Source organism: Mycobacterium sp. 050128 (assembly GCF_036409155.1).
GTDB lineage: Bacteria > Actinomycetota > Actinomycetes > Mycobacteriales > Mycobacteriaceae > Mycobacterium.
Genome location: NZ_JAZGLW010000004.1, coordinates 173,075 through 198,959 on the forward strand (window position 1 = coordinate 173,075; position 25,885 = coordinate 198,959).

The window sequence follows — 25,885 nt, forward strand, 5'->3', positions numbered from 1 at the left end:
AGCGTGTCACGACGGAAGCACCCCGGTCTGTATCGGGCGGTCTTCGGTAGTGGCAGCCGGGCTCTCCGGATCTGGGGCAGGTCGGCCGCTTCGATCGATGGCCGTAGCCGCATTCAGACTTTAGTTTCGCGAGGGTTGCTCCGAACCCTCTGCGGGTTGCGTGTGACGACGCGAAAAAGCTGAATAACCCAGAGAGGCTGTACGGACACCTATGTCTGTAGCTCAAATTGATGAAGGCGTGTTCGAGACGACCGCCACAATCGACAACGGGACCTTTGGATCCCGGACCATTCGTTTCGAGACCGGTCGGCTGGCCCAGCAGGCCGCCGGTGCCGTCGTCGCCTACCTCGACGACGAGAACATGCTGCTGTCGGCGACCACCGCCAGCAAGTCACCCAAGGAACACTTCGACTTCTTCCCGCTGACGGTCGACGTCGAGGAGCGGATGTACGCCGCCGGGCGCATCCCCGGTTCGTTCTTCCGTCGTGAGGGCCGCCCCTCCACCGACGCGATCCTGACCTGCCGGCTCATCGACCGTCCGCTGCGGCCGTCGTTCATCTCCGGCCTGCGCAACGAGATCCAGGTCGTCGTCACGATCCTGAGCCTGGACCCCAACGACCTGTACGACGTGCTGGCGATCAACGCCGCGTCGGCATCCACCCAGATCAGCGGGCTGCCGTTCTCCGGCCCCATCGGGGGCGTGCGCGTCGCGCTGATCGACGGCCAGTGGGTCGCGTTCCCGACCGTCGAGCAGCTCGAACGGGCCGTGTTCGACATGGTCGTGGCCGGCCGCACGGTCGGCGAAGGCGACCAAAAAGACGTGGCCATCATGATGGTCGAGGCCGAGGCCACCGAAAACCTCATCGAGCTCGTCGAGGGCGGCGCCCAGGCGCCCACGGAAACCGTTGTGGCCGAAGGCCTGGAGGCCGCCAAGCCGTTCATCGCCGCGCTGTGCACCGCTCAGCAGGAGCTGGCCGACGCGGTCGCCAAGCCCGTCGGTGAGTACCCGACGTTCCCGGACTACGGCGAAGACGTCTACTACGCGGTCGCCTCGGTGGCCACCGACGAGCTGGCCAAGGCGCTGACCATCGGCGGCAAGGCCGAGCGCGACGCGCGCACCGACGAACTCAAGGCCGAGGTGGCCGAGCGGCTCACTGGGCCCTCTGCGACCTACGAGGGCCGCGAGAAAGAGGTCAGCGCCGCATTCCGATCGTTGACCAAGAAGCTGGTGCGCCAGCGCATCCTGACCGACCACTTCCGCATCGACGGCCGCGGCATCACCGATATCCGCGCGCTGTCGGCCGAGGTAGCCGTCGTGCCGCGGGCGCACGGCAGCGCGCTGTTCGAGCGGGGCGAGACCCAGATCCTGGGTGTCACCACACTGGACATGGTCAAGATGGCCCAGCAGATCGACTCGCTGGGGCCGGAAACCTCCAAGCGGTACATGCACCACTACAACTTCCCGCCGTTCTCCACCGGTGAGACGGGCCGCGTCGGTTCGCCGAAGCGGCGTGAGATCGGGCACGGCGCGCTGGCCGAGCGGGCGCTGATCCCGGTGCTGCCCAGCGTCGAGGAATTCCCCTACGCGATCCGCCAGGTGTCGGAAGCGTTGGGCTCCAACGGTTCAACGTCGATGGGATCGGTCTGCGCGTCCACGCTGGCGCTGCTGAACGCCGGGGTTCCGCTGAAGGCGCCGGTGGCCGGTATCGCGATGGGCCTGGTCTCCGACGACGTAGAAATCGAGGCGGGAGACGGCACAAAATCCACCGAACGCCGTTTCGTCACCCTGACCGACATCCTGGGTGCCGAGGACGCGTTCGGCGACATGGACTTCAAGTGCGCCGGCACCAAGGACTACGTCACCGCGCTGCAGCTGGACACCAAGCTCGACGGGATCCCGTCGCAGGTGCTCGCGGGTGCGCTGGCCCAAGCCAAGGACGCGCGGCTGACGATCCTCGAGGTGATGGCCGAGGCCATCGACGAGCCCGACCAGATGAGCCCGTACGCGCCGGTGGTGACCACCATCAAGGTCCCAGTGGACAAGATCGGTGAGGTCATCGGCCCCAAGGGCAAGATGATCAATTCCATCACCGAGGAGACCGGCGCGCAGATCTCCATCGAGGACGACGGCACCGTGTTCGTCGGTGCCACCAACGGTCCCTCGGCGCAGGCCGCGATCGACCGGATCAACGCCATTGCCAACCCGCAGCTGCCGACGGTGGGCGAGCGATTCCTCGGGACCGTGGTCAAGACAACGGATTTCGGTGCTTTCGTGTCGCTGCTGCCGGGCCGCGACGGTCTGGTGCACATCTCCAAGCTCGGTAGGGGCAAGCGCATCGCCAAGGTCGAGGACGTGGTGAACGTCGGCGACAAGCTGCGCGTGGAGATCGCCGACATCGACAAGCGGGGCAAGATCTCGCTGGTCGTGGTCGAGGAAGACACCGCAGCACCCGCTGCCGATTCCCCGGAGACCGCGCCAGCCGATGCCGCGACAGCCAGTAGCTGACGTACCCGGGGCGCGCCCCGGTCGAGTGGGTGCCCTGCGGCGGGGCAAGCACGGCCCCGAGGCTGAACCTGCGCTGCAGGCCACCTTGCGCCGCACCACGTTGCCGGGTGGCCTGCGGGTGGTCACCGAATACCTGCCCGCGGTGCGTTCCGCGTCCGTCGGGGTGTGGGTCGGTGTCGGATCGCGGGACGAAGGTGCGACCGTTGCCGGTGCGGCGCACTTCCTCGAGCATCTGCTGTTCAAGTCGACGCCGACGCGCACCGCCGTCGACATCGCCCAGGCGATGGACGCCGTCGGCGGCGAGCTGAACGCGTTCACTGCCAAGGAGCACACCTGCTACTACGCGCACGTGCTCGACAGCGATCTCGAGCTGGCTGTCGACCTGGTGGCCGACGTGGTCCTCAACGGCCGCTGCGCCGTCGACGACGTCGAGCTCGAACGCGACGTCGTCCTCGAGGAGATCGCGATGCGCGACGACGACCCCGAAGACGCGCTGGGAGATATGTTCCTCTCGGCACTGTTCGGCGATCATCCGGTGGGGCGCCCGGTCATCGGTACCGCGCACTCGGTGTCGGCGATGACCCGCGCGCAGCTGCACTCCTTCCACATGCGGCGCTATACGCCCGAACGGATGGTGGTCGCGGTGGCCGGCAACGTCGATCACGACGAGGTGGTCGCCTTGGTGCGCCAGCACTTCGGATCCCGTTTGGTGCGTGGGCGCCAGCCCATTTCGCCGCGCAAGGGCACCGGACGCGTGAACGGCCAACCGGGATTCTCGGTGGCCAAACGCGACGCCGAGCAGACCCACGTCTTGCTGGGCGTGCGCACTCCCGGGCGCAATTGGGAACATCGGTGGGCGCTGTCGGTGCTGCACACCGCGCTGGGTGGCGGGCTGAGCTCCCGGCTGTTCCAAGAGGTTCGCGAGCTACGCGGGCTGGCCTACTCGGTCTACTCCTCGGTCGACATGTTCTCCGACAGCGGTGCGCTGTCGGTCTATGCCGCCTGCCTGCCCGAGCGGTTCGCCGAGGTGATGCGGGTGACCACCGAGGTGCTCGAATCGGTGGCCCGCGACGGCATCACCGAGGCGGAGTGCCGCATCGCCAAGGGCTCCATGCGTGGCGGGATCGTGCTCGGCCTGGAAGACTCCAGTTCTCGTATGAGCCGGATCGGTCGTAGCGAATTGAACTATGGCAAGCACCGCAGCATCGAGCACACCCTGCGGAAGATCGACGACGTCACTGTCGACGAGGTCAACGCGGTGGCCGGCCAGCTGCTGACCAAGCGCTACGGCGCCGCGGTGCTGGGCCCGTATACTTCGAAACGAGCACTGCCGCAACAACTTCGGGCGATGGTAAATTAGCGCAATGTCCGCCTCCTTACTCGCGCCGTGCCGGCGCTCGCCGTCGCCGGATTAGCCAGATGGTGCTGGGTTTTTGGGATATCGCGGTGCCCATCGTGGGCGCACCGATGTCGGGCGGACCCGGCAGCCCGGCGTTGGCGGCGGCGGTGTCCAACGCGGGCGGACTCGGTTTCGTCCCGGCCGGATACGTGAGCGCCGACCAGTTTGCGCAGGATGTCGCCGCGGCGCGCGCGGCCACCACCGGTCCGCTCGGTGTGAACCTGCTTGTGCCGCAACCCAGTGTCGCCGACTGGGTGGCGCTGGACTACTACGCGGAAGCCCTCGAAGGGATCGCTGAGCACTACCAGGTTTATGTGGGCCGGCCCGAATTCGGGCACGACGACGACTGGGCGCGCAAGCTCGAAGTCGTCGCCGACCTGCGTCCGGAACTGGTGTCGTTCACCTACGGAGTGCCGTCGCCGGATGTGATCCGGCGGTTCGGTGCTCTCGGGCTGTTGGTGATGGTCACGGTGACGTCGCTTTACGAGGCCGGGGTGGCCGTCGCCGCCGGTGCGGACAGCCTGGTGGTCCAGGGTCCGAATGCCGGCGGGAACCGCGCCACCTTCGCACCCGATATGGATCCCGGCAGCGAGTCGCTGCATCAGCTGATCGACCGCATCCACCGGGCACATCGCGACGTCCCGATCATCGCCGCGGGTGGCCTGGGCACCGCCGAGGACGTCGCGGGTGTGCTGCGCCGGGGAGCGGTGGCCGCGCAGGTGGGCACCGCGCTGCTGCTCAGTGACGAAGCCGGCACCAGCACCGGGCAACGCGTCGCCATGAAGAATCAACTCTTTTCCAAGACCATCGTCACGCGGGCCTTCTCGGGCCGGTATGCGCGCAGCCTGGAGAACGAATTCATTCGCCTGTTCGACAATGTGGCGCCACTGGGCTATCCCGAGGTGAACCAGATGACGCTGCCGATTCGGGAGGCGGCGACCGAGCGGGAAGATCCGCAGGGCATGAACCTCTGGGCGGGAACGTCTTTTCGCGAGGCGCAGGCGGGTCCGGTGGCCGACATCGTCGCGAGTCTCACCCCCAACGACTAGCCCGGCGTGCCAGAACTCACCCGCCGGCGGTTGTTGGTGGCCGCGATGGCGGTCCCGGCGCTGAGCACCCGCGCGACCGCGCACGCCGATCCGCCGCAGGTCTACGGCCGCCTTGCCGAGCTCGAGCGCCAATACAACGCCTACATCGGGCTTTTCGCCGCAGATCTCGGGTCGGGGCGCACGTGCGCACATCGCGACGACGACCCCTTCGCGATGTGCTCGACGTTCAAGGCCTATGCCGCGGCGCGGGTGTTGCAGAAGGCGCAGCGCGGCGAATTAGACTTGCGGCAGTCGATCTTCATCGATCCCGCCGCGTTGCTGCCCAACTCACCGGTGACCGCGCCGCAGGCCGGCCACACCATGCCGCTCGCGCAGCTGTGCGCGGCCGCGTTGCAGCGCAGCGACAATGTGGCCGCCAACCTGCTGCTGGCGCAGATCGGCGGACCGTCGGCCATCACCGACTTCGCTCGCTCCATCGGAGACGAGCGCACCCGGCTCGATCGGTGGGAGATCGAATTGAACACCGCGATCCCCGGCGACCCGCGCGATACCAGCACCCCGCGGGCGCTTGGCACCGGAGTCCAAAACCTGCTCACCGGAACGGTTCTCGGTGACGCGCAGCGCAGCCAGCTGGAACAGTGGATGCGCGACAATGTGACCTCGAGCATGCGGGCGGGTCTGCCGCCGGGGTGGACCAGCGCCGACAAGACCGGCAGCGGGGACTATGGCAGCACCAACGACATCGGCATGGTCTACGGGCCGGCCGGGGAGCGCGTGGTGCTGTCGTTGATGACGCGCTCGCAGTCGGCGACCCCCGGCGCCGATGCCCTGCGTCCGCTGATCGTCGAGGTGACGAAATCGGTGCTGGGATGGCTGACCGCGCAGGGCTGAGTGCTAGGCCAGCACGCCGGCCGGGTCGGTGAACGGCAAGCTCAGGTCGGCGGCCACCCGTTCGGACAGCAGCGCGCCTTCGTGTGTCGAAAGACCTTTTGCCAGAGCCGGATCCGACCGGCAGGCCTGCCGCCAGCCCTGGTCGGCGAGCCGGAGCACGTACGGCATCGTCGCGTTGGTCAGCGCGTAGGTCGAGGTCTTCGGGACCGCGCTGGGCATGTTGGCCACGCAGTAGAACAGCGCATCGTGCACCGTGAACGTCGGGTCGTCGTGGGTGGTGGGCCGCGAATCCTCGAAGCACCCGCCCTGATCGATGGAGATGTCCACCAGCACAGCGCCTGGTTTCATCTGTGCGACAAGCGAATTCGAGATCAACCTCGGTGCCTTGGAGCCGGGCACCAGCACGGCCCCGATCACCAGATCGGCGTGCCTGACCGCGCCCTCGAGCTCGTAGGTGGACGAGTGGCGAGTCTGGATGCGGCCGGTGAACTCGGCATCGAGCAGTCGCAACTTGTCGATGTTGAGGTCGAGCACCCGGACACTGGCCCCCATGCCACTGGCCACCCGGGCCGCGTTATAGCCGGCGGTGCCGGCGCCGATGACCACGACGTCGGCGGGCTTGACGCCCGGCACCCCGCCCATCAACGCGCCGCGTCCGCCCTGCGTCCGCATCAGGTGATACGCCCCGATCTGAGCCGACAACCGGCCGGCGACTTCGCTCATCGGGGCCAGCAGCGGCAGCGCGCCGTCGGCGGTCTGCACGGTCTCGTAGGCGATCGACGTTGTGCCCGAAGTCAATAGCGCGTCGGTGCAGGCACTCGACGCCGCCAGATGCAGATAGGTGAACAGGACCTGCCCGCCGCGCAACAGCGCATACTCGGCGGGCATCGGTTCCTTGACCTTGAGCAGCAGGTCGGCCTCGGTCCACAGCTGCTCGGCGGAGCTGAGGAGCTGCGCGCCCGCGGCCTTGAACTCCATATCGGTGATTGCCGACCCCTCTCCGGCGCCGGCTTGCACCAGCACCTCGTGGCCGCGGTGCGTCAATTCGGCGACGCCTGCCGGGGTAATGGCCACCCTGAACTCGTTGTTTTTGGTCTCGGTGGGAATGCCGACTCGCATGCCACAAGTGTGAAGAAAGTTCGATGAAGCGGCAAACAGGCTGATGTTAATTCCATAAGATCGGGACATGACCGACAAGTCAACGGATCTTGTGGGTGCGCCGGGTGTCAGGCCGAAGGATGTTCGGTCGGCCGATCTCGATGCCGTGGACCGCAAAATCCTGGGCCTGCTGCACGCCGACGCACGTATTACCAACAATGCGCTGGCCGAGGCGGTCGGCATCGCGGCGTCCACGTGTCACGGGCGGGTACGGCGGCTGGTCGACCTCGGCGTGATCCGCGGTTTCTTCACCGACATCGATCCGGTCGAGGTGGGCATGCCGCTGCAGGCGATGATCTCGGTGACCCTGCAATCCAACGCGCGCGGCAAGATCCGCAGCTTCATCCACCAGATCCGGGCACGCCGCCAGGTGATGGACGTCTACTTCCTCGCGGGGGCAGACGATTTCATCCTGCATGTCGCTGCCCGCGACACCGAGGACCTGCGTTCGTTCGTGGTGGAGAATCTCAACGCCGACGCCGACGTCGCCGGCACTCAGACCTCGTTGATCTTCGAACATCTCCGTGGAGCCGCGCCGATCTAGGCTTATTATCTGCCGATGAGCGACCCGTGCGTGTCGGCCACTGTCCAGATCGAAGCGCGCCCCGACGTGGTCTATTCGCTGATCACCGACCTGCCGACGTTGACCTCGCTGGCCGAAGAGGCGGTCGCGATGCAGTGGTGCAAGGGCGATGCGGCGTGTTCGGGGGCGGTATTCGCCGGCCGCAACGAGAACGGCAGCAAGCGGTGGAACACGAAGTGCACCGTCACCGACGCCGAGCCGGGCCGGCGGTTCGCGTTCGACGTGCGGCACACGGTCTTTCCGATCGCGCGCTGGCAATACGACATCGTCGCCTCCGACGGCGGCTGCCTGGTCACCGAAAGCACCTGGGACCGCCGTCCCGGCTGGTTCCGCAAGCTCTCCGGCAGGGCCACCGGCGTCACCGACCGGGTGGCCGCCAACACCAAGAACATCGAGCTCACGCTTCAACGCCTCAAGCAGCGCGCCGAAGCCGGCTAGCCAGGGACTTCGCGAGAAACCCGGTACCGGTGGTTTCGCATATTCGCGCGGCAAACTTATACTGGCCATGCCCGATGTTCACCGAGACGACTTCTGGTCGGGGTAAACGCAGGTAGGGGGCCATATGTTCACCGTCGACGATCAGGCCGCGGGTTCACGCTCAGGAAGGCTGGGGGCATCGCTCGACCATGAGCGCCTGGTGCTCGAGGCGCGTGATGTGGCTTTCGACTGGGCGAACCTACCGGTGCACTACGTGCCCAACGAACCGTTCACCACGCACATGCTCAACGTCTTGCACCTGCTGCTCCCCGCGGGTGAGGAGTTCTTCGTCGAGGTGTTCAAGCGAGCGCTACCGCTGATCCGGGACGACCAGCTGCGGCTGGATGTCCAGGGTTTCATCGGCCAGGAGGCGGTGCATTCGCAGGCGCACTCGGGCGTGCTCGCCCGGTTCGACGCCCAGGGCATCGACGTGACGCCCTACACCGGCCAGATCAGGTGGATGTTCGAGAAGCTGCTGGGGTCCAGACCCGGGTGGAGTAAGCGGCGCCGGGACAGCTGGCTGCTCGAGCAGGTCTCGTTCGTCTCCGCAATCGAGCACTACACCGCGATCTTGGGCGAGTGGATTCTGAACACCCCGGCGCACGATGCGATCGGCACCGATCCGGTGATGCTGGACATGCTGCGCTGGCACGGCGCCGAAGAAGTCGAGCACAAGGCGGTGGCCTTCGACACGATGAAACATCTGCAGGCCGGGTATTGGCGGCAGGTGCGCGCGCATCTGGTCGTCTCGCCGGCGATGTTGCTGCTGTGGATCCGCGGCGTGCGTTACCTCTATTCGGTGGACCCGCTGTTGTCGCCGGGCACCAAGCCGCGCTGGCGCGACTACGTCAACGCGGCCCGCCGCGGCCTGTTGCCCGGCCCGCTACGATTCCTGCGTGGTATCGCCGATTACTACCGGCCGGGCTTCCACCCCTCGCAATTGGGCGGGCTTGGGCAGGCAGTCGACTATCTGGCCGTCTCTCCTGCAGCGAGGGCATCGCACTGATCTATGACCATTGACTTCGGATTCACCGCATCCAACGGTGTGGCCCTGGCCGTCCATCGTTACACCGAAATCGACCCGCAACGCCCGACGATCCTTGCCATTCACGGCTGGCCCGATAACCATCACGTCTGGGACCCGATCGCCGAGGAATTCGCGCAGAACTACGCCGGCCGATACAACTTCGTCGCCTACGACGTCCGCGGCGCCGGCGAATCGTCGCGTCCGGCAAAGCAATCCGGGTATGCCTTCGAGCATCTGGTGTCCGATCTCGGGGCGGTGATCGACAGCCTGGGGGGCGAGAAGGTCCACCTGCTGGCCCACGACTGGGGTTCGATCCAGGCCTGGGCGGCCATCACGGACGAATCGATGATGGACAAGATCGCCTCGTTCACCTCGATCTCGGGACCGCATCTGCAGTACGCGGGCAGGTTCTTGCGGTCGGCGCGCAACCCGCGGGGGCTGGCCCAGGTCGCAGGCCAGCTGATGGCTTCGACCTACATCGGCTTCTTCCTGTGCCCCGGCGTGCCGGAAGCGGCGTTTCATTCCGGAATCGGCGTCAAAGTCGTTGAGGCCATAGAACGCATCGGCCGATCGAGCACGCGCAGTCAGCGTCGTGCGACGCCGCGCTCGACCGCGGACTATGTCAACGGACTGAACCTGTACCGGGCCAACATGCCTGCGCCGATGTTGTTGCCGGGGCGCGAACTACCGAAGACCAACGTCGCGGTCCAGGTGCTGGTACCGCGCATGGACCTCTTCGTGACTCCCGCGCTACAGCGCTTTACCGGCGCGATTCCCGCTGGGGGCAGGGTGGTTTCGATCGAGGGCGGTCACTGGGTGGTGACGTCTCGTCCCGATGTGGTGGCCCGGCTCACCAGCGAGTGGATCGATCGCAGCGTCGCCGGCGCGGCCCCCGCGGGCGAACCTGCGGTGCAGGGCGGCCCGCACGAGATACCGGGCAAGCTCGCGTTGATCACCGGCGCCGGTGCCGGGATCGGCCGGGCCACCGCGGTGGAACTGGCCCGTCACGGTGCTCGCAAGGTGATCATCGTCGATCGAAACCTTGACGCCGCCAACGAAACCGCGGACGCCGTTCGCGCCGCGTGCGCCGAGGCCGTGGTGTACCAAGCCGATGTCAGCGACGAAGAGTCGATGAACGACCTTGCCGCCCAAGTGCTTAACGACCACGGTGTGGTCGACATCCTGGTGAACAACGCTGGTATCGGCATGGCGGGCCGGTTCCTGGAGACCAGCTCCGGGAACTGGGAGGACATCATCGGGGTCAACCTGCGCGGTGTCATCACCGGCAGCCGGGCTTTCGGCGCGCAGATGGTCGAGCGTGGCGAGGGCGGGACGATCATCAACGTGGCGTCGGCGTCGGCGTACCTGCCGTCGAAATCCATGGTCGCCTACAGCACCACGAAGGCGGCGGTGCTGGGGTTCAGCGAATCGCTGCGTGCCGATTTCGCCGACGAGGGTATTGCCGTGACCGCGGTGTGCCCCGGATTCGTCAACACCGATATCGCCAAAAGCACTGTCTATGCGGGGATGTCGGACGCCGAGCAGGAGCGGGCCCGGGACAAGGCCGACGCCGCTTACCGGCGCCGTAACTACACCCCGGAAGCCGTGGCCGAGGCGATCGTCAGGGCCATCAAGACCGGCCCCGCGGTGTTACCGGTCGCCGCCGAGTCCAGAATCGGCTACGCGATGCGCCGGATCAGCCCGGGGGCGGTGCGGCTGCTCGCGCGGTTGGACATTCGGCCGACGTAAGCGTGGTGGGGGATTTGCCTGTGCGGGATAGTATCTGGACCAGTAGGCCCGACGACCTTTACGGCCGGCGCGACCGCGACCGTCTCGGCACGGTGCTGTCGGGGATCCGGTTGTTGTTCGACGGATTCAACTCGGTGTCGCGGTGGGAGCCGTCGCGGATCAAGCCGGTGCGGCGCACCCGGGCCGCCGTCGTGACCAAGCGTGAACTCGTCGCGCCCGATGTCGTCGCGCTGACGCTGGCCGACCCGGACGGCGGGTTGCTCCCGTCCTGGACGCCCGGCGGGCACATCGACGTGGTGCTCCCTTCGGGGCGGCGCCGCCAGTACTCGCTGTGCGGTCCGCCCGGGCGGCGCACCGACTACCGCATCGCCGTACGCCGGATCGCCGGCGGCGGAGGCGGTTCGATCGAAATGCACGACGCGTTCCACGTCGGATCCACATGTGAGTTCGAAGGCCCGCGTAACGCCTTTTATCTCGGCTCGGCCGAGCGCGACGTGTTGTTCGTGATCGGCGGCATTGGTGTGACGCCGATTCTGCCGATGATCCAGGTTGCCCAGCAACGCGGAATCAATTGGCGTGCAATCTATGCCGGGCGCAGCAGGGAATACATGCCGTTGCTCGACGAAGTGATGGCGGTGGCCCCGGGCCGGGTCACCATCTGGGCCGACGACGAACACGGCCGCTGTGCCGCCGTCGATGACCTGCTCGCCGGCGCCGGACCGGCGACGGCCGTTTACGTGTGCGGCCCGACCGGGATGCTCGAGGGGGTTCGCGTAGCCCGCAACGAACATGCTGACGCGGCTTTGCATTACGAGCGATTCAGTCCGCCACCGGTCGTCGACGGCGTTGCATTCGAGCTCGAGCTCGCGCGGTCACAGCGGCTGCTCGATGTTCCGGCCAATCGGTCCGCGCTGGACGTGATGCGAGACCTTGAACCGAGCACCCCGTACTCCTGCCAGCAGGGCTTCTGCGGGACATGTAAGGTCAAAGTCCTTGCCGGACAAGTCGATCACCGCGGGCGCACGGCGGTCGGCGACGACGAGATGCTGGTCTGCGTGTCGCGGGCTAAAGCCCGGCGGCTCGTCATCGACGCCTGAGCGCTCAGTCTTCGGCCGCCGATCGATGACGTCGGTAGCCGACGTGGCGCACCGTTACGCCGGGCAGCGGCTCCCAGACGAGCGCACGGTCGTCAAGTTGAAAATCGTTGTCCTCGTAGAATTGTCGCGCCGATTCATTCTTTTCTGCACACCACAGAACCACATCGCCCGACGGATTGGCGTTCACGGCCTTGTTCAGCAGGCGTACACCGACCCCGAGTCCCTTGGCTTCGTCTGCGGTGTAGAGGGCGTCGATTTGCAGGTCATCGCTACTGGTGGAAGCGGGCCCGAAGACCGTCATCCCCAATATCTTGCCGCGGGCCTCGGCAACCCACATACCCCATCCCGGCTGATTCAGTGCTTCGCGGTACTTCACCGTGGCCCACAACTTCGGCGTCGCGATCACGTCGAGCAGGTGATCTTCCAGGATTCCGGCGAAGGACCGCCGCCACACCGGATAGTGCATCGCCGCGACCTTCTCGAAATCGCCTGGTCCGGCCCTACGGATCTTGACGTCCTTCGATTTCACAGGGCCACCTTAAGGTCAATCCGGCCGGGAATGCTCGAGATAGGCGACCAGGGCATTGATCAGACCTCGCCGCGCCATGTCCAGGTCGGCATAGGAGCCCAGTTGACGCTCGGACACCAGGCCGCGCATCGCGCCCGGGATCAGCGCGGCCACTTCGCGAACGCGGTCCGGGTCGACGTCGAGCCCGGCGAAGGCGTTCTGACAGGTTTCCAGCCAGCTCTTGCCCCAGGAGAACAGCTCGGCGGCGGTGCGCGGGTACAGGCGCTCCAGCTCGTCGGGGTCGCGGGGGAGGGCGGCGCGCAGATTTTCGATCGCGCGCGAATCCGGCGACGCCAGACCGCGGTACAAGGTTTCGATGATGGCGCTGACACGCTCGCGCAGCGGTGCATTCGGTTGGACCGGTGTCGACAGCGACGAGAAGGTCGCCGCCCGTCGCTCGGCGGTCCGGTGCAGCACGGCCGCCCAGAAGCCGTCGGTGTCGCCGAACTGATACTGCACCGCGCCCCAGGTGGCGCCGATGTCCTTGGCGATGCGATTGGCCGACACCGACCCCGGCTCGCCCGAGCCCAGCGACCGCAGTGCGGCCTCGAGCATGTTCTCGCGAGTTGCGCTGCCGCGCCGGTTCGGCCGCCGGCCCACGATGCCGGCCTCCGAAACGTGCCTGGTAGCCCGCTGCGCCATCGGCCGATCCTAATCGATTGTTTGCACGCAGCCGCGGAGCGAACTACATTTTCATAGAGGGTACTTTGATTGTTGGCCGGCGCCGCTATCATTCGTTGCGAGGAGGGCAGCTCTGATGGTTGAGTTCGATGGCTAAGCCGCCGTTGTCGATGAAACCGACCGGATGGTTCCAGGTCGCCTGGTCCGAGGAGATCGGCGTCGGGGACGTCCACAAGATGAAGTACTTCGACCAGGAAATGGTCGCCTGGCGGGCCGACTCCGGTCAGCTCACCGTGATGAACGCCTATTGCGAACACCTGGGTGCGCATCTGGGGTACGGCGGCAAGGTCGTCGGCGAGGTGCTGCAGTGTCCTTTCCACGGCTGGCAGTGGAGCAACGAGGGCCGCAACGTGTGCATTCCGTATCAGGACCTCCCCAATCGCGGCCGCCGGGTGCGCACCTATCCCGTGGTGGAGCGCAACGAGTCGGTCTACATCTGGCACGACGTCGACCGTCGCGAACCGTTCTTCGACGCTCCGGACGTGTTCGCCTCGTTCGGCGACGGCAGCAGTCCCGACGGCTATTACCCGCAGCAGCGGTTGTACCGCGCCGGCCTGGAGTTGCATCCGCAGTACGTGCTGGAAAACGGGGTGGACTTCGCGCACTTCAAGTACGTGCACAACACGCCGATCGTGCCGGTGTTCACTCGCCACGACTTCGGCGAGCCGGTATCTTTCGTGGACTTCACCATCACCTTCGAGGGCGACGACGGGCAGCGGATCGAGGACGTCAACAGCGGCGTCGAGGCGATCAACGGCGGTCTGGGCATCGCGGTGACCAAGAGCTGGGGCATGGTCGACAACCGCACCATCTCGGCGATCACCCCGGTCGACGAGTGCACATCCGATGTCCGGTTCATGGTGTACATCGGCCGCACGCCGCACAAGGATCCGGTCCGCACCGAGATGAAGGCCCAGGAATTCGGCCGAGAAGTCATCCGGCAGTTCGAACAGGACATCGAAATCTGGCAGCACCAGCGGTATTCGGATCCGCCCGCGCTCGCCACCGACGAGTACGAAGGATTCACGGCAATCCGCAAGTGGGCCAAGCAGTTCTATCCCGACGGCATCGGTGGCAGCGCCGCCGAAGTCTACGCAGCATCCCAGAAAGGCTGAATGCAATGAACGCACCCGCTGGACCAATTCGCGTCTTCCAAGTTGGAAGTGGAAACGTCGGGTCGGAGATGATCAGGCGGATCGCGACCCAGCCTGATCTCGAACTCATTGGTGTGCATGCCTATTCGCCGGAGAAGGTCGGAAAGGACACCGGCGAGTTCGCCGGCGTGGGGGCCAACGGGGTGAAGTTCACCGGGAGCATCGATGAGATCATCGCCGCCAAGCCCGACGTGCTGACGTTCCACGGCGTGTTCCCCGACGAGGACCTCTACGTCGCTGTGCTGGAGGCGGGCATCGATATCGTCACCACCGCCGACTGGATCACCGGATGGCACCGCGACACCAACCACCCGCACCCGTCCGGCAAGCCGGTAACCCAGTTGCTGGCCGAGGCGTGCGAAAAGGGCGGTGCGACGTTCTATGGCACCGGAATGAACCCGGGGCTCAACCAGATTCTCGGTGTGGTGTGCTCGGCCGACGTCGCCGACATAGAAAACGTCACCACGATCGAGTCCGTCGACGTGTCGTGTCACCACTCCAAGGACACCTGGATCGAGGTGGGCTACGGCCTGCCGGTTAATGATCCGTCGATCCCGGCCAAGCTGGAGAAGTACACCCGGGTGTTCGCCGACAGCGTGTTGATGATGGCCGACTGCTTCGACGTCAAACTCGACGAGGTCAAGTTCAGCTACGAGTTGGGCGCGTGCACCAAGGATGTCGACCTGGGCTGGTACGTCCTGCCCAAGGGTTCGCTGGGCGGCAATTACCTCAAGTACCAGGGCATGGTGGACGGGGTGCCCCGGGTGGAGACGCACCTGGAATGGCAGATGACCCCGCACACCGATCCGCACTGGGATATCAAGGGCTGCTACATCACCCAGATCAAGGGCGACCCCTGCGTCTATAACAAGCACATGATCTTTCCCAAGCCCGGCGTCGACCTGTCCAACCCGGAGAACTTCGCCTCCATCGGCATGACTGTGACCGGCATGCCCGCCCTGGCCTCGATCAGGTCTGTGGTGGCGGCGCCCCCGGGGCTGATCACCAGTGCGGACCTTCCGCTGCGCGGGTTCGCCGGGCGGTTCAAGCTCTAGCCTCAGCCCGCTTCGCCGTCGCCCAGGAGCCGTTCCGGATGGTGATAGTCGTTGGTGCGCGCGCCGGCGTCAAACTGCGGCGGAGGGATCCACTCGGTGCGCCCGTTCGCCAATTTCCCTGTTCGCCAACCTATTCCGGCGAGTTTGTGGTGGGCCCTACATGCGAACGTGAGGTTGTCGACGTCGGTCGCGCCGCCGGCAGCCCACTCGTCGACGTGGTGGACTTCGCACCAATAGCCGGGCGCGTCGCAGCCCGGGTGCGTGCAGCCGCGGTCCTTGGCGTATAGGACCACGCGTTGATCCGGTGTGGCAACTCGGCGTGATCGGCCGAGATACAGTGGCCGGCTTTGATGCTCGTCGAATACGGCGAGATAGTGGTAGGCGTGGCCGGCCATCCGGATCACATCCCGCATGGGCAGCAGCGTTCCGCCACCCGTCACCGCTCGGCCCGCGCCCGTCGTCAGCTCCTGCAGCGTGGTCGACACAATGACGCTGACCGGCAAGCCGTTGTGCTGACCGAGCTTCGGGTCGCCCAACTGACCGCGGACTAAGGCATTGAGCGCGTCGTGCCGCCGCTGTCCCGGCGTTCGCGCATCACGACTAATCAAATCATCGGCGGGTTCGCCAGTGGTGCAAGGGTATTCGTCATCCGGGTTGCACATGCCGGGTGCGGCGAATCGAGCGAGCCACGCGTCGAGGTTGGCACGCAATTCTGGTGACGCAATGAGCTTTCCGATGCTCATGCCGTCGCTGCGCTGACCGCACCAAGTGAAGCCGCGTTGACGTGCGCGGTCGGAGTCGGAGAACTTCCCGTCGGGATTGATATGCAGCGCCATCCGATGCGCGGCCCTTTCCAGCTGATCGGGACGCAGCTTGGTCGCCTGCTTGGCAAGAAAACATTCGGCGTCCTCGACGGTATCTGCGGGTGTCGCGTCGGGGAGGTTGCGGACGAAGGTCTGAATCACGCGCAGGTGTTGCGCGTCGAGCGCGCCCTCTCGCCAGGCCGTCGCGGTGGCCGGCAGCTCCGGTGGCAACTCCTGGCCGGTGAGAGTCACACGCGCAGAGAGCTGTTCAGCATCCCGAACCCGGCGGCGGGCTTCGGCGTAACTGATCCGCAGGCGATCGGCAATCACCATGTGGATCGGGCCACCCACGGCGGCCGGCTCCTCCTTGGCCAGGCTCGCGATGACGTCGTGGCCCGAAGCGATCTGCCGTCGGCGCGAGGCTTCCATCCGTTCGAGCACTCGCAGCCGGACGATGGGGCTCAATACATCGATGTTCAAGCCGCGGATCGCGGCGTCGCCGGCGTCCAGCGTGTCCAGGGCGGCTGTCACCTCCGCGTCAACTTCGATCGAATGCATGTTCGAATTCTATGGCTCCCCAAACCCTGATGCCACGCCGAAGGGCGCCGCCTGTGGACAAGCGCCCAACTGTGGACGAGGCCGGCACGACGGCCCGTCTAGGGTGAAGACCATGCGGGTAGGAGTGCTGGGAGCCAAGGGCAAGGTCGGGTCGGCGATGGTGGCCGGTGTGCAGGCCGCTGACGATCTGACGTTGTCCGCCGAGGTCGACGCCGGCGACCCGATGAGTCTGCTGACCGATCACGACACCGAGGTCGTGATCGACTTCACCCACCCCGACGTGGTGATGGGCAACCTGGAGTTTTTGATCGGCAACGGAATTCACGCGGTGGTCGGTACCACCGGCTTCACCGCCGAGCGGCTGCAACAGGTGCAGGCCTGGCTGGCCGACAGCCCAAGAACTTCCGTGCTGATCGCGCCGAATTTCGCGATCGGCGCGGTGCTGTCCATGCATTTCGCGAAGCAGGCCGCGCCCTTCTTCGACTCGGCTGAGGTCGTCGAGCTGCATCACCCGCACAAGGCTGACGCGCCGTCGGGTACGGCGACCCGAACCGCCAAGCTTATCGCCGAATCTCGAAAAGGGCTGCCGCCCAACCCCGATGCCACCAGCACCGGCCTGCCCGGAGCGCGTGGCGCCGACGTCGACGGAATCCCGGTGCACTCGGTGCGGCTGGCCGGGCTGGTCGCCCATCAGGAAGTGCTGTTCGGCACCGAGGGGGAGACACTGACCATCCGCCACGACAGCCTGGATCGCACCTCGTTCGTGCCGGGTGTGCTGCTGGCGGTGCGCCGCATCAAGGAACACCCCGGGCTGACGGTGGGGCTGGAGCCCCTGCTCAACCTGCGATGAGCAGGTTGTTGCGCACGCAACTGCTGATCGCGTTCCTGTGCGCGGCGATGTTGTTGTACTTCGTGCTGCTGGGGCGGTTGGCCGTCGCGATGATCGCGTCGGGCCGGCCCCCCGCCGTCGGCCTCGGGCTGGCGGTGTTGATCATGCCGGTGATCGGGCTGTGGGCGATGATCACCACGCTGCGCGCCGGATTCGCCCACCAGAAGCTGGCCCGGCTGATCGCCGAGCAGGGAATGGAACTCGATGCCAGCGGACTGCCTCGGCGGGCGTCGGGTCGCATCCAGCGCGACGCGGCCGACGCGCTGTTCGCCACCGTGCGCACCGAAGTGCAGGCTCACCCCGACGACTGGCGGCATTGGTACCGGCTGGCCCGGGCCTACGACTATGCGGGGGATCGCCGTCGCGCCCGGGAAGCCATGAAGACGGCGGTCGAATTGGAGGGCCGCCCGTGAGCAAGATGCTGCTGATCGTGCATCACACGCCGTCACCGCACTGCCAGGAGATGTTCGAGGCGGTGGTGGCGGGGGCGACCGACCCCGAGATCGAAGGTGTGGATGTCGTGCGTCGGGCGGCGCTGACGGTCTCGCCCGTCGAGATGCTCGACGCCGACGGTTACCTACTCGGCACGCCTGCCAACCTCGGCTACATCTCGGGCGCTCTCAAGCACGCATTCGATTGCGCCTATTACCAATTGCTCGATTCGACGCAGGGACGTCCGTTCGGTTTGTACCTGCACGGAAACGAGGGCACCGAGGGCGCCGAGCGCGCCGTCGATGCCATCACGACGGGCCTGGGGTGGGTGAAAGCCGCAGCGACCGTTACGGTTTCAGGTAAACCCAGCAAGGACGACGTCGAGGCGTGCTGGAACCTCGGGGCGACCGTCGCGGCTGCGTTGATGGAGTGAAACCCGTTCAGGGCGAACGCGTTTCGCCGGCGTCTCTTAGTTGTGCCGAAGCGCTCGGAGCGGAGAACAGCGATCGCGCGACCGGCGCTGACGCAATGGGCCCGACGCTGTTGATCGTGCGGAGGAAGGCCGATCCGACTTCGGGGCGCGCGGTCGCCTGCGAGACAGGGCGCGAGGCTGCGGGACGAGCAGCGAGCGTGGCAGGGTCCGCCATCTGGAATTGCTCGTGTGGGCGGTCAACGTGCGGGCCGTCAAACGGGGTCGCGGCCGGGTCGGAGCTGACCGCAGTGAGTTGGCTCTGGTAGTACTTGCCAGGCTCTCGATACACGAGCTTCGGCGGCCATGTTGAGGTCGAGCTATTTTCGTCATCGCTCTGTGGGGCGCCCTTGCTCGCGTAGCCGTCGCCGGGGGGAACCGGAGCATCCGGGGAGGGCTGGGAACCGGCTTTGCCGGCGTCGCCGGCGGGTCCCGCGGGCGGCTGCCACGCGGTCCACGCCTGCGTCGGTACCGGCGCCGCGCCCGTCGCCTGCTCGAGGTACTGCCGCCACGCCTGAAGATAGCTGAAGAGTTGCTGGGCGTAGTCGGCCGGCGCGGGCGGTGCCGGTGACACCGGAGCCATGGGCGGCGCCATCGGCCCCATCGGCATGGGCGGCATCGGAGGCATGGATTGCATGAACGGCATGAACGGCGGCATCAACGGCCCTCCCGCCGGGCCGGTCAGCAATGGTGACCGGGCCGCCATGGCCGCCCACTGCTCGAGAAGCTGTCGCCAGTTCTGCAGGTAGCAGAGCAACTGCTGGTTGTAATCGGTTGCAGGCATGGACATTTGTTGACCTCCAGCTAGTGCGGGATGGGAGACGTTGGGGCACCGAACGACAACGCGGCCGGTGGGTCCAGCGGATGCGGCAGCGACTGCTCGCAGAGTTGCGAGTCGACCGTGCGAAGCGTGCGGGTGTCGGCCGGCTCGCGGTTTTCGATGTCGAACACGTAGCAGTAGTCACCCGCGGGTGTCGGCATCCGAATCGGGCTTGACATACTTTGGTCGAGGAAGCCGTAGGGGAACTCCCAGTCGAGCGCCGGGGCCTTTTCGCGGCGATCGAGACCACCCGATTCGACCCAGATGTAGTGGTCGAGAATGGCATTGACGGCATGGCGTCCCGATTCGCACGCGGACTCCATCGACGTCACCCGGGTGAACGTCTTGTTCCACGTGCCCGCGAAGACCACCGAATTGTTGTGCACCTGATAGCCGCCATGGCGAGCCTGCCAGACATTGTGCTGCTCAAGATCTTTCAGCCACTCGTCTTCTGGCGGTGTTCTCGTATAGGACGTTCCGTGCGGGTTCCACGGGTCGCTGCCGGGCCGATTGTCCCAGTCTCCGACGATGGGAACCAGATACGGTGACTCGTTGCGGACCACGCGGCCATGGCCCTGACCGGGCCCGGCAGCCATGACCAGGCCGCGATCGAGCGCGTACCACACGGGCCACGGCACGACCTCTTCGCCGACGGATTCCGGATTGCTGCTGAGCGCGGAAATGAGCTGGCGCCACACCTCTACGGCGATTTCGTCGGCTGTGCACTCGCGGGCCGCCTTTCCCCGACCGGACTCGTCGAGCAGATGACCCGAGGGGGTATTGAAATCCCCGATGTCGACCGAGAGCACCGAGGTGCAGCCGTCACGGTCCAGAATCGGTCGCTTCTCCCACAATCCAGACTGGTTGATCGACGACAGCGCCCACTCCGTGCCGGTCAGCAACAGATGTCCGAACAACAGCTGAAATTCCGTGTCGAAGTAGTACTGGATACCGCACAGCGTTTGGAAACGATCCCATGGGACCCGGCCCATCTCATCCATCGAGTACGGGTTGCGCCGCTGCCGGGGCCGGGTCGAATCGGGTTGCAGCGGGCCGTCCGGCGGGGGAGCGATGGTGGTGAATCCGTCCAGCCCGGCCACGGTTCCGCCGGTGCCGGCCGCGCGCAACGCGGTGGTGATGTATTCGGCTCCCGGAGCGTCGACGGCGACGACCGTGTAGTCCGAACTCACCCGGGTGCCGTCGGCGAACGTGGTCTGGACGCGGGGCCGCAGATGGGGTGGCTGCGTCGGGTGCGGCGCCGGAGGGTCCAGGCGGGTCGCCGCATTGTGGACGAAGCGGACGCCGAGCGCGACGAGGTGGCGGTACCAGTGGTCTAACCACGACTCGGTGGTGGGACCGTTGAGCACCCCATCGGCCTTGTTGTCGCGGCGGTCCATATTCAGGTACAGCTGTAGATAGGTGCTCATGTTGGTCCGCGCGTCGCCCCAGATCGAATCGAGAGCAACCAGGATTCTTGGCATTTGGCGCAACAGCTTGTCGCACGTCGGTGAGTAGACGTACTGGTTCATCCCGGTCTTGCGGTCGTATCCGACCAGGAAATCGTAGGCGGACATGTTCTGCAGTTCTCGCGCGCGACGCAACGGACTGGTGGCGAGGTAACGCAGCAGCCTGCTCAGGTAGGTCCCCACGTCGGCAGGGGTGAAGCCCAATATCGCGAGTTCGCTGAGGATTCCGAGAAACTCAGCCGGGCTGCGTGGGAGTTCGCTGGGAAAGACGAGCGACGGCTGACCGTGCACCGTGACGCCCTTGGTGACGACCCGCCGGACGTTGTCATAGACGGTGCGTGAAGTCGCTGTCCAGCCGGCGGCACCGCCCGCCGTCGGCGTGAGCTGATAGACCGGGATGCGCTGGAACAGGTCCCAGATGTGTAGGTAGAACGCCGGAAAGAAGCGGAAGCCGTGTTCACCCGGAACCGCTTGCCGCGGCTCACGCGGGCTGCCCGGTCGCCCCGGGAAGGGCCGCAGCTCGGCTTGGCTCCCGTCGTGCGTGCCCACCGTCGAAAACTGCGAGGCGGCAAGGCCGCCGAGCTTGACCGGCGGGTAGGTGCCGGCCGGCTCGGATCCCAACCCGTTGCGTTCGTCCTGTCGTGACTCGTACACCGTGACCACGAAGCCGCGCTCGGCGAGTTCGTGCGCGGCGGTAAGGCCGGCGATGCCGGCACCGAGCACCGTCACCGTGGGGCGTCGGTCGCGGGAGCCCGGGGTCGTGATGCGCTCGGTCATGGCGTCCCCGCCCGGAGTTCGGACAGCAGCGTGGGCTGCGACGAGGCCCGGACCGCGGCGTGGACGTACGCCAGCAGGGCGTCGTGCGCACACTGGACGTCGTCGAGCGTCCCTCGCACGCCCACCGTCCCCGTCTCCACGGCCTCGCCCAGCCCCATCCGCGCATCGAGCAGGTCGAGGATGGTGGCTCGCGAGGCAACGATGCGGGTGCCGGCCATCGGCACCGCACCGTTGGATACCTGAAGTCGACCACCGCCACCGCGCAGTGAAAACACCTCGCCGTCGACGTGGAGTTCGACCACCATCGGGCCCAGCTCGGCGACGATCAATCGGTAACTGTCGGGCACCTCGTCTTCGAGGTGCTCGATCGAGCGCCGCAATAGCGACGAAATCGGTTCAGCCATAGAGGAACTCGAATACGCCAGTGCCGACTAGGTCGAAGTCCTCGCCGTTGATTGTGCCGCTCGCTCGGGTGGTGCCGCTCGTCTCGCAGAGCACGGTCGAACGGTCGAGGAATGCTTCGCTGGGCTGCGCCAGGCGGGCATAAGAATGCGAGTGGAACTCGGCATGAACGCTGTCGCCCGCTCGCGTCGCCGTGATGTCCATCCGGTCCGGCACGCCCGGCACCTCGCCGTCCAGCAGCAGCCGCATCGGAGGCGGCAAGGTGCAGTCGGCGGCGCGGGCGAGCCGGCCTTGCGAGCGCGTCTGCACCGCCGCGTGCCGGAATATCGCGGCCGGCTCGTCGTGGTGCCAGACGTAGAGCGCTTGGGACAGGCAGCGCAGCCGGCTCCGGTCGGTCGTCTGCAGGAAAACCATCGACCACGGGTTGCCGGGTTCGGTGGGCAAAATGGTGCCCCATATCCAGCCGAAGTCGTCGCCCCACCGGAACCGGCCCCAGTTGTGGTCGTGATAGGCGAGGTCGTCCTCCATCCGGTGCTGGTGGCCGCCGATACAGAGCAGTCCGTTGGCGCGCAGCCGCGGTACGAACAGCCAGCTGATCCGGCCGTCGCCAAGCGGCTGGTTGCGGACGACGAACGGCCGGCTTGCCGAGGTGAAATGCAACTCGCCCCGAATGTCCTTGCCGGGCAGGTCGATTACTACCCGGTATCCGTCGGGCAGTACGGTCATCCGATTAGCGCCGATGCTCAGTTCACCCAGATCGGCCGAGACGTTCAGGGCGCTCCCGTCGAACCGCTCGATCGCGCCGGTCCAGTCCTGGTCGTGAGCGATCACGATGACGCGTGGCGCAAGCCTGGCCCCATCGGCGCCGAAGGCTTCATGGTTGAGGCTGAAGTTGATCAGGAGCCGCACGCCTCGCCCGTGGACCACGAAGTGGTGCCACTCCTTGTAGTCCGCCGGCCTGGCGGTCGCCAGCACCGGGGCGCGCAGGAAGTCGTTGCGGGCGAGCAGCGTGCTCATCGTAGCCACCGCGTAATCGGTTCGGGCGACGGCTCTGCCGCCTCAAAATCTGTATTCTGTTGCGCCGTAGCGGAATTGGCGAGCCGTCCGACCGCGGCACCGAGGCTCGCCAGTCCGAGCAGCGCATGCACGAAGTCATCCGGTTCGATGGGCGGCCCGGCTCGGCGGTCGTCCTCGGCCAGGGCGTGAACCAGCCGGGCCACCCCGGCGACACCAACCAGGTAGCCGATGAAATTGCTCTGGTCGGCCAGCGCTTCACGAGGATCGGTGAGCGTCATGCGAATCCCTCGGGCCGCAGGCGAGCCAGGACGGAGTCGTCGAGGCCGTGCCCGATGACGGCGTCGGCCAGCAGGTCCGCCCAGGCGTCGGGGGCGGCGTTGGGTGCGGCGGGACCGTCGAGAACGTTGAGGCTCACCATTTCCCAGACTCGTCGAAGGTTCTCCACTGCTTCGGAGGCGACCAGCCCGTCGCGCAGCCGCGCCCCGCGCGGGGTGTCCGCATAGCGGCGGCCTTCGGCGACGAGAAGGTCGTGCAACCCGCGCGCCGCCGCGGGATTACCCAGCACCGCGCGGCGCACGCCGACAAGTAGGTCGAACGCGGTCCGCTCCGTGCCGTCGGCCTCTTGTGGCGGCTTGGGGCGCAACTGCGGGGTTTCCCGGTCGATGACGTCGAGAGTGAGCTCGCGGATGCGCTCGAGTTCGGCCAGCATGGCGAGCAGGGCTTCGGGGTTCATCGGGTCCGCCCGTGCACATAGTCCACGAGGTCGGCCAGCATGTCTCGATGGCGACTGCGCGGGAACCAGTCAAGGCTTGCGAGGACGGTGGCCGCCTTCTGGGCATGCCCGGCGGCGACGCCTCGAGCGTGCCTGAGTGAACCTACCCGTTGCATCAGTTCGTAGAGCCATTGAATGTCGTTGATTATCTTCGACTCTGGGAGATGCTGTCCGTGCAGCCGAGCCGCAATTTCGGTCCGGCCCGCCGCGGACAGTTGTCCGCAGGCGGCGAGGCGATCCAACAGCTCGATCAGTTCCAACTCGCCATCCGAGCCCGGGCGGCGCTTGGCCAGAATCGCCACGGCGCGTTCCCGGTCCTTCGGTTCGGCGCATCGCAATGCGTGCAGCAGCATCAGGGTTCGCTTGCCCTCCCAGAGGTCGCCGCCGATCTCTTTGCCGTACTCCTGCGGATCGGCCCGCAAGTTCAGCAGATCGTCGGTGATCTGGAAGGCCGCTCCCAGATGCCGGCCGAGTGACTCCAGAGGGGCCATCCGCTCGGGTGCGGCCCCGGCGGCGATCGCGCCGGCCTGTAGCGGGGTGATGAACGTGTACCAGCTGGTCTTGAGCTCGACCATGGTGAGGTAGTCGTCATCGTCGAGCCGCCAGCGGTTGGACCGGACCCATTCGAGCTCCAGCGCCTGGCCGTCGACGGTGAGCCGGGTCATCTTGGCGACGGCGCGCAGGATGCGCAGGGCCGGCCCGAGCCCGATCCGTTCGACGTTGTCCAGCAGTGGTTGCAACGACAAAGACAGCATGGCGTCACCGACATTGACGGCAATCGGCACGCCGTGGTCGATGTGCAGCGTGGGTTTGCCTCGCCGCCACCAGGATTCGTCCTCGATGTCGTCGTGGATGAGAAACGCGTTGTGGTACAGCTCAAGCGTGGCGGCGGTCGGCAGTATTGCCTCGAGGTGGCCGCCGAGTCCGAGGCAGGTCGCGATGCACAGTGCCGGTCGCAGCGCCTTCCCGCCGCGCAGGGGGTAGTCGAGGATCAGATCGTAGAGACTGTTCGACCCGCGCTCATCCGAACCGTACAGCCGCGCGATCTCCCCGTCACAAGCTTGCTTGCACAGGGCGAGATAGTCGTCGAGCGGGTTCACAGCGATCGGGCTTGAACGAGCCCTAGGGACGGTCGACGTCATGTCGTATCACGGAAATACCACTGGTGTCCCGTAGAGAAGAACAAGCGGCGTCGGATCTTTGACGCGCAGAGCGAAGCGGATTCGGACGGAGAGCTCGACTTGCGAGTTCACGGTCTCCCCGACCACCTCCAGACTCGGGAGCACGCTGACGGCGATGTCCACCGGTTCCTCCCCGGGCGAGGCGTAGCACGCGCCGCCGTGGGCAATGAGCTGGCGTCGGCCCACCATGACCATCACGGTCGGCGGTTTGAGGATCGCAACGCCGCCCGGGTCCACGGCGGGGTCGTCGTTCGGGTGGACCGCCTGAATGTTGGCAAAGTCGTACAGCGACGTCCTGTGCAAAGAGTTGACGTGCGCGGCGGCCAACAGTTGATCGGTGACGGGATAGCCGGCGCTCAAGTCACTGAGGTCCTTGAGTCCTTGGGTGTTCGTGACGAGGCACGACGGCGCTCGATACCCTTGATCCTCGACGTGGGCCCGCGCCTCGATGAGCGCGCTGAGCAGCGAAGAGGGCGGCAACGCATGGTACGGGACGGTGTGGTTGAAAAATGCCCAAAGAGCAAGCGTCCACAGCACGGTCTGGTCGAAACTTTGGGCGAGTTGTGTTGTCGCGAGGTTGACTTCGGCGATGAGTGAGTCGGGCGTCGGAGCGACCGTCTGGACCAGCGTGACTTGAAAATCTTTGTGATCAAGATCGAGATTCAGGAATCCCGGGTTGTTGACGACGTCGTCGGGCACCCTGCTCTGGCCCGGATCGCCGGTATCCCAGTGCGGAATCGCCTGCCAGGCAATGCTGGTGTGCTCGAATGTCTCTTTGATCGTGTGATTGGCCAGGGCCAACCGCTCCGCACTCAGGTACATGGCTGCCACTCCTCGCGGGCCCCCGGCTGTCGGTACAAATCATGAGACAAATTCGGCACGTAAGCAATTGATTCGCCGAAGTT

The 25,885-nt window shown here is 66.2% G+C and carries 26 protein-coding genes; 14 read left to right on the plus strand and 12 right to left on the minus strand.

What is annotated here, in order from left to right; all coding sequences use genetic code 11:
- Positions 1–211 precede the first annotated feature (211 nt).
- Genes SKC41_RS24220 through bla form a run of 4 tightly spaced genes read left to right on the plus strand, consistent with a single transcriptional unit; the run spans position 212 to position 5,845 of the window.
- Positions 212–2,506: a polyribonucleotide nucleotidyltransferase gene (locus SKC41_RS24220; RefSeq protein ID WP_330980239.1), complete on the plus strand. Its 2,295-nt coding sequence runs from the start codon at positions 212–214 to the stop codon at positions 2,504–2,506.
- Positions 2,484–3,866, plus strand: a complete 1,383-nt coding sequence (locus SKC41_RS24225) for a M16 family metallopeptidase (RefSeq protein WP_330980240.1) — start codon at positions 2,484–2,486, stop codon at positions 3,864–3,866. The genes SKC41_RS24220 and SKC41_RS24225 overlap by 23 nt, the downstream gene beginning before the upstream one ends.
- Before the next feature lie 59 nt (positions 3,867–3,925).
- Entirely contained in the window at positions 3,926–4,954 is a 1,029-nt protein-coding gene (locus SKC41_RS24230; RefSeq protein WP_330980241.1) for a nitronate monooxygenase, read from the plus strand.
- 6 nt (positions 4,955–4,960) lie between these two features.
- Positions 4,961–5,845, plus strand: coding sequence for a class A beta-lactamase (bla, locus tag SKC41_RS24235; RefSeq protein ID WP_330980242.1), 885 nt, complete (start codon positions 4,961–4,963; stop codon positions 5,843–5,845).
- Positions 5,846–5,848: 3 nt separating this feature from the next.
- Here bla and ald read toward each other — a convergent pair whose 3' ends face one another.
- On the minus strand, positions 5,849–6,964 hold the full coding sequence (gene ald / locus SKC41_RS24240; protein WP_330980243.1) for an alanine dehydrogenase: 1,116 nt from the start codon (positions 6,962–6,964) through the stop codon (positions 5,849–5,851).
- Positions 6,965–7,031: 67 nt separating this feature from the next.
- Between ald and SKC41_RS24245 the strand changes: the two genes are divergently transcribed.
- The 5 genes from SKC41_RS24245 to SKC41_RS24265 all read left to right on the plus strand — a co-directional run bounded on the left by SKC41_RS24245 (position 7,032) and on the right by SKC41_RS24265 (position 11,936).
- Positions 7,032–7,547: an Lrp/AsnC family transcriptional regulator gene (locus tag SKC41_RS24245; RefSeq protein ID WP_330980244.1), complete on the plus strand. Its 516-nt coding sequence runs from the start codon at positions 7,032–7,034 to the stop codon at positions 7,545–7,547.
- A 15-nt stretch (positions 7,548–7,562) separates the two neighbouring features.
- Positions 7,563–8,024, plus strand: a complete 462-nt coding sequence (locus SKC41_RS24250; RefSeq protein WP_330980245.1) for an SRPBCC family protein — start codon at positions 7,563–7,565, stop codon at positions 8,022–8,024.
- A gap of 124 nt (positions 8,025–8,148) precedes the next feature.
- Positions 8,149–9,069, plus strand: coding sequence for a metal-dependent hydrolase (locus SKC41_RS24255; RefSeq protein WP_330980246.1), 921 nt, complete (start codon positions 8,149–8,151; stop codon positions 9,067–9,069).
- A gap of 3 nt (positions 9,070–9,072) precedes the next feature.
- Positions 9,073–10,839 (plus strand): SDR family oxidoreductase, encoded by a 1,767-nt coding sequence (locus SKC41_RS24260; protein WP_330980247.1) that lies wholly within the window; start codon positions 9,073–9,075, stop codon positions 10,837–10,839.
- A 14-nt stretch (positions 10,840–10,853) separates the two neighbouring features.
- Positions 10,854–11,936, plus strand: a complete 1,083-nt coding sequence (locus SKC41_RS24265) for a PDR/VanB family oxidoreductase (RefSeq protein WP_330980248.1) — start codon at positions 10,854–10,856, stop codon at positions 11,934–11,936.
- A gap of 4 nt (positions 11,937–11,940) precedes the next feature.
- On the opposite strand, the gene SKC41_RS24270 is transcribed toward SKC41_RS24265, so the two are convergent.
- Both SKC41_RS24270 and SKC41_RS24275 read right to left on the minus strand, forming a co-directional pair.
- A complete protein-coding gene (locus SKC41_RS24270; RefSeq protein WP_330980249.1) occupies positions 11,941–12,465 on the minus strand; it encodes a GNAT family N-acetyltransferase in 525 nt (174 codons plus the stop codon).
- Between the two features lie 15 nt (positions 12,466–12,480).
- On the minus strand, positions 12,481–13,059 hold the full coding sequence (locus SKC41_RS24275) for a TetR/AcrR family transcriptional regulator (RefSeq protein WP_330980592.1): 579 nt from the start codon (positions 13,057–13,059) through the stop codon (positions 12,481–12,483).
- Positions 13,060–13,274: 215 nt separating this feature from the next.
- Between SKC41_RS24275 and SKC41_RS24280 the strand changes: the two genes are divergently transcribed.
- Both SKC41_RS24280 and SKC41_RS24285 read left to right on the plus strand, forming a co-directional pair.
- Positions 13,275–14,300: a Rieske 2Fe-2S domain-containing protein gene (locus SKC41_RS24280; RefSeq protein ID WP_330980250.1), complete on the plus strand. Its 1,026-nt coding sequence runs from the start codon at positions 13,275–13,277 to the stop codon at positions 14,298–14,300.
- Positions 14,301–14,305: 5 nt separating this feature from the next.
- Positions 14,306–15,394 carry an NAD(P)H-dependent amine dehydrogenase family protein gene (locus tag SKC41_RS24285; RefSeq protein ID WP_330980251.1) on the plus strand — a complete coding sequence of 363 codons (1,089 nt, stop codon included), beginning with the start codon at positions 14,306–14,308 and terminating at the stop codon, positions 15,392–15,394.
- A gap of 2 nt (positions 15,395–15,396) precedes the next feature.
- On the opposite strand, the gene SKC41_RS24290 is transcribed toward SKC41_RS24285, so the two are convergent.
- Positions 15,397–16,755, minus strand: a complete 1,359-nt coding sequence (locus tag SKC41_RS24290) for an HNH endonuclease signature motif containing protein (RefSeq protein ID WP_330980252.1) — start codon at positions 16,753–16,755, stop codon at positions 15,397–15,399.
- A gap of 112 nt (positions 16,756–16,867) precedes the next feature.
- Between SKC41_RS24290 and dapB the strand changes: the two genes are divergently transcribed.
- Genes dapB through SKC41_RS24305 form a run of 3 tightly spaced genes read left to right on the plus strand, consistent with a single transcriptional unit; the run spans position 16,868 to position 18,509 of the window.
- The gene (gene dapB, locus SKC41_RS24295) at positions 16,868–17,605 is read left to right on the plus strand and encodes a 4-hydroxy-tetrahydrodipicolinate reductase (protein ID WP_330980253.1); all 738 of its coding nucleotides are present in this window, start codon (positions 16,868–16,870) and stop codon (positions 17,603–17,605) included.
- Positions 17,602–18,057, plus strand: coding sequence for a hypothetical protein (locus SKC41_RS24300; RefSeq protein WP_330980254.1), 456 nt, complete (start codon positions 17,602–17,604; stop codon positions 18,055–18,057). Before dapB ends, SKC41_RS24300 begins: the two co-directional genes overlap by 4 nt.
- A gap of 5 nt (positions 18,058–18,062) precedes the next feature.
- A complete protein-coding gene (locus SKC41_RS24305; RefSeq protein ID WP_330980593.1) occupies positions 18,063–18,509 on the plus strand; it encodes a flavodoxin family protein in 447 nt (148 codons plus the stop codon).
- 7 nt (positions 18,510–18,516) lie between these two features.
- On the opposite strand, the gene SKC41_RS24310 is transcribed toward SKC41_RS24305, so the two are convergent.
- From SKC41_RS24310 to SKC41_RS24345, 8 genes are read right to left on the minus strand one after another with little or no spacing between them, the layout of a single operon-like run.
- Positions 18,517–19,329 carry a hypothetical protein gene (locus SKC41_RS24310; RefSeq protein WP_330980255.1) on the minus strand — a complete coding sequence of 271 codons (813 nt, stop codon included), beginning with the start codon at positions 19,327–19,329 and terminating at the stop codon, positions 18,517–18,519.
- A 20-nt stretch (positions 19,330–19,349) separates the two neighbouring features.
- A complete protein-coding gene (locus SKC41_RS24315) occupies positions 19,350–21,608 on the minus strand; it encodes an NAD(P)-binding protein (RefSeq protein ID WP_330980256.1) in 2,259 nt (752 codons plus the stop codon).
- The gene (locus SKC41_RS24320; protein WP_330980257.1) at positions 21,605–22,012 is read right to left on the minus strand and encodes an SCP-2 sterol transfer family protein; all 408 of its coding nucleotides are present in this window, start codon (positions 22,010–22,012) and stop codon (positions 21,605–21,607) included. The genes SKC41_RS24315 and SKC41_RS24320 overlap by 4 nt, the downstream gene beginning before the upstream one ends.
- Positions 22,005–23,027 (minus strand): hypothetical protein, encoded by a 1,023-nt coding sequence (locus SKC41_RS24325; protein ID WP_330980258.1) that lies wholly within the window; start codon positions 23,025–23,027, stop codon positions 22,005–22,007. The genes SKC41_RS24320 and SKC41_RS24325 overlap by 8 nt, the downstream gene beginning before the upstream one ends.
- Positions 23,024–23,305 (minus strand): hypothetical protein, encoded by a 282-nt coding sequence (locus SKC41_RS24330; protein ID WP_330980259.1) that lies wholly within the window; start codon positions 23,303–23,305, stop codon positions 23,024–23,026. Before SKC41_RS24330 ends, SKC41_RS24325 begins: the two co-directional genes overlap by 4 nt.
- Positions 23,302–23,760, minus strand: coding sequence for a hypothetical protein (locus tag SKC41_RS24335; RefSeq protein WP_330980260.1), 459 nt, complete (start codon positions 23,758–23,760; stop codon positions 23,302–23,304). Before SKC41_RS24335 ends, SKC41_RS24330 begins: the two co-directional genes overlap by 4 nt.
- Positions 23,757–24,941, minus strand: coding sequence for a polyprenyl synthetase family protein (locus SKC41_RS24340; RefSeq protein ID WP_330980261.1), 1,185 nt, complete (start codon positions 24,939–24,941; stop codon positions 23,757–23,759). The genes SKC41_RS24335 and SKC41_RS24340 overlap by 4 nt, the downstream gene beginning before the upstream one ends.
- 6 nt (positions 24,942–24,947) lie before the next feature.
- Positions 24,948–25,802, minus strand: a complete 855-nt coding sequence (locus SKC41_RS24345; RefSeq protein ID WP_330980262.1) for a hypothetical protein — start codon at positions 25,800–25,802, stop codon at positions 24,948–24,950.
- Between the last annotated feature and the right edge of the window lie 83 nt (positions 25,803–25,885).

What these genes read in the sequence shown, in the direction of transcription:
- SKC41_RS24220 (WP_330980239.1), top strand. Translation starts at nt 212, where the DNA reads ATGTCTGTAGCTCAAATTGATGAAGGCGTGTTCGAGACGACCGCCACA.
- SKC41_RS24225 (WP_330980240.1), top strand. Translation starts at nt 2,484, where the DNA reads ATGCCGCGACAGCCAGTAGCTGACGTACCCGGGGCGCGCCCCGGTCGA.
- SKC41_RS24230 (WP_330980241.1), top strand. Translation starts at nt 3,926, where the DNA reads ATGGTGCTGGGTTTTTGGGATATCGCGGTGCCCATCGTGGGCGCACCG.
- ald (WP_330980243.1), bottom strand. Translation starts at nt 6,964, where the DNA reads ATGCGAGTCGGCATTCCCACCGAGACCAAAAACAACGAGTTCAGGGTG.
- SKC41_RS24245 (WP_330980244.1), top strand. Translation starts at nt 7,032, where the DNA reads ATGACCGACAAGTCAACGGATCTTGTGGGTGCGCCGGGTGTCAGGCCG.
- SKC41_RS24250 (WP_330980245.1), top strand. Translation starts at nt 7,563, where the DNA reads ATGAGCGACCCGTGCGTGTCGGCCACTGTCCAGATCGAAGCGCGCCCC.
- SKC41_RS24255 (WP_330980246.1), top strand. Translation starts at nt 8,149, where the DNA reads ATGTTCACCGTCGACGATCAGGCCGCGGGTTCACGCTCAGGAAGGCTG.
- SKC41_RS24260 (WP_330980247.1), top strand. Translation starts at nt 9,073, where the DNA reads ATGACCATTGACTTCGGATTCACCGCATCCAACGGTGTGGCCCTGGCC.
- SKC41_RS24275 (WP_330980592.1), bottom strand. Translation starts at nt 13,059, where the DNA reads ATGCTCGAGGCCGCACTGCGGTCGCTGGGCTCGGGCGAGCCGGGGTCG.
- SKC41_RS24280 (WP_330980250.1), top strand. Translation starts at nt 13,275, where the DNA reads ATGGCTAAGCCGCCGTTGTCGATGAAACCGACCGGATGGTTCCAGGTC.
- SKC41_RS24285 (WP_330980251.1), top strand. Translation starts at nt 14,306, where the DNA reads ATGAACGCACCCGCTGGACCAATTCGCGTCTTCCAAGTTGGAAGTGGA.
- SKC41_RS24290 (WP_330980252.1), bottom strand. Translation starts at nt 16,755, where the DNA reads ATGCATTCGATCGAAGTTGACGCGGAGGTGACAGCCGCCCTGGACACG.
- dapB (WP_330980253.1), top strand. Translation starts at nt 16,868, where the DNA reads ATGCGGGTAGGAGTGCTGGGAGCCAAGGGCAAGGTCGGGTCGGCGATG.
- SKC41_RS24300 (WP_330980254.1), top strand. Translation starts at nt 17,602, where the DNA reads ATGAGCAGGTTGTTGCGCACGCAACTGCTGATCGCGTTCCTGTGCGCG.
- SKC41_RS24305 (WP_330980593.1), top strand. Translation starts at nt 18,063, where the DNA reads ATGCTGCTGATCGTGCATCACACGCCGTCACCGCACTGCCAGGAGATG.
- SKC41_RS24310 (WP_330980255.1), bottom strand. Translation starts at nt 19,329, where the DNA reads ATGCCTGCAACCGATTACAACCAGCAGTTGCTCTGCTACCTGCAGAAC.
- SKC41_RS24315 (WP_330980256.1), bottom strand. Translation starts at nt 21,608, where the DNA reads ATGACCGAGCGCATCACGACCCCGGGCTCCCGCGACCGACGCCCCACG.
- SKC41_RS24320 (WP_330980257.1), bottom strand. Translation starts at nt 22,012, where the DNA reads ATGGCTGAACCGATTTCGTCGCTATTGCGGCGCTCGATCGAGCACCTC.
- SKC41_RS24325 (WP_330980258.1), bottom strand. Translation starts at nt 23,027, where the DNA reads ATGAGCACGCTGCTCGCCCGCAACGACTTCCTGCGCGCCCCGGTGCTG.
- SKC41_RS24330 (WP_330980259.1), bottom strand. Translation starts at nt 23,305, where the DNA reads ATGACGCTCACCGATCCTCGTGAAGCGCTGGCCGACCAGAGCAATTTC.
- SKC41_RS24335 (WP_330980260.1), bottom strand. Translation starts at nt 23,760, where the DNA reads ATGAACCCCGAAGCCCTGCTCGCCATGCTGGCCGAACTCGAGCGCATC.
- SKC41_RS24340 (WP_330980261.1), bottom strand. Translation starts at nt 24,941, where the DNA reads ATGACGTCGACCGTCCCTAGGGCTCGTTCAAGCCCGATCGCTGTGAAC.
- SKC41_RS24345 (WP_330980262.1), bottom strand. Translation starts at nt 25,802, where the DNA reads ATGTACCTGAGTGCGGAGCGGTTGGCCCTGGCCAATCACACGATCAAA.